Source organism: Cupriavidus sp. 01L46 (genome assembly GCF_056399905.1).
Genome location: NZ_JBFTSF010000572.1, coordinates 1 through 1,593 on the forward strand (window position 1 = coordinate 1; position 1,593 = coordinate 1,593).

Consider the following 1,593-nt stretch of genomic DNA (forward strand, 5'->3'; position numbering starts at 1 on the left):
ACCGCCGCCAGCGCCGACTGCTGGGCCGGCGTGCCCCAGCGGCGCAGCAGGCCGAAGCCGATGCCTTCGCCGGGCACCGCGCGCAGTTGCTCCTTGACCGTGCGGATGGCCGTGCCGATCTCGCCGCTGCCGTCGAGCGCCACCGGGAACATCGTCGTGAACCAGCCGACCGTGCGGCTGAGATCGAGCGAATCATCCACGCCCGCCACACGGCCGTGGCTTTCGAGGTCCACCAGTACGTCTTTTCGGCCRGTCCACGCGGACAGTGCGCGGGCGAGCGCTGTCAGCAGCAGGTCGTTGACCCGCGTGCGATAGGCGGCGGGCGCCCGCTGGAGCAGCGATTGCGTGACGTCGGCCGGCAGCGTCAGCGTCACGCTGGCGCGGTCGGCGATGGTGAGGGAGCCGGCGGCTTCGTCTGCCGGCAAGGAGGCGTCGAATTGAGCAAGCGCCTCCCAATGCGGGATTTCCTCGCCACGGCGGGCGGCGCTGTCGCGCAGGGCTTCGGCCCAGCGCTGGTACGACGCCGTGCGCGCCGGCAGTGCTGCAGCTTCGCCATTCAGCCGTGCCCGATAGGCCGCATGCAAATCCTCGATCAGCACCCGCCACGAGACGCCATCGACCACCAGATGGTGGATCGCCAGCAGCAGTTGCCAGCGGTCTCCGGTCCGCAGCGCGACAGCGCGCAGCAGCGGACCGTGCGCCAGATCGAGGCTGCGTTGGGCGGCCTCGCAGTGCGCCAGCCGTTCGGCTTCCGTTGCGGTTTCTCGCACCCACAGCAGGTCAGCGCAGGTCTCGGCTTCGGCGTACGTCTGCTGCCAGACGCCCGACGCTTCGACGAACCGCAGCCGCAGCGCATCGTGATGGGCGACCAGATCGCCCAGCGCTGCTGCCAGTGCCCCGGAATCGAACCCGTCCCGGCAATCGAGCAGCACCGACTGGTTCCAGTGGTGACGCCGGGCCATCGGCATGGTGAAGAAATCAGCCTGGATTGGCAGCAGCGGGACCGCACCGGAGGGCACCGCGTTGCCGGCGTCGGCGTCGTGTGCCACCGACGCCGCCATGGCGGCCAGTTCGGCCAGTGTCTGGCGCTCGAAGAGTTGGCGCGGCGTCAGCAGCCAGCCGGCCGCGCGGGCGCGCGCCACGATCTGCAGGCTCAGGATCGAGTCGCCGCCGAGTTCGAAGAAGTTGTCCGAGCGGCCCACACGCGGCAGGCCCAGTACTTCGGCCCAGATGCCGGCCAGTGCGGTTTCCACCTCGCCCTCGGGGGCGACGAAGGTCTGGGCGCTCTCGAATGCCGGCGCCGGCAGCGCGTGACGGTCCAGCTTGCCGTTCGGGGTCAGGGGCAGGGCGTCGATCACGACGAACGCCGCCGGCACCATGTAGTCGGGCAATTCGGCGGCCAATGCCGTGCGCACGGCGGCCACGTCCATCTGGGCAGCGCTGGCCGGCACCACATAGGCCACCAGCCGCGCGCCGGAGGGGCCCTCGACAGCCAGCACCGCCGCATTGCCCACACCCGCCTGCGCCAGAATCCGCGCCTCGATTTCGCCCGGTTCGATCCGGAAGCCGCGAATCTTCAGTTGCTGGTCGATC

Annotated in this window: 1 protein-coding gene; it reads right to left on the reverse strand. The window is 70.4% G+C overall.

The annotated features are described in order from the left end of the window. A partial coding sequence (locus AC1DS3_RS38475; RefSeq protein WP_477109739.1) for a condensation domain-containing protein occupies positions 1-1,593 on the reverse strand: 1,593 nt, incomplete at both ends.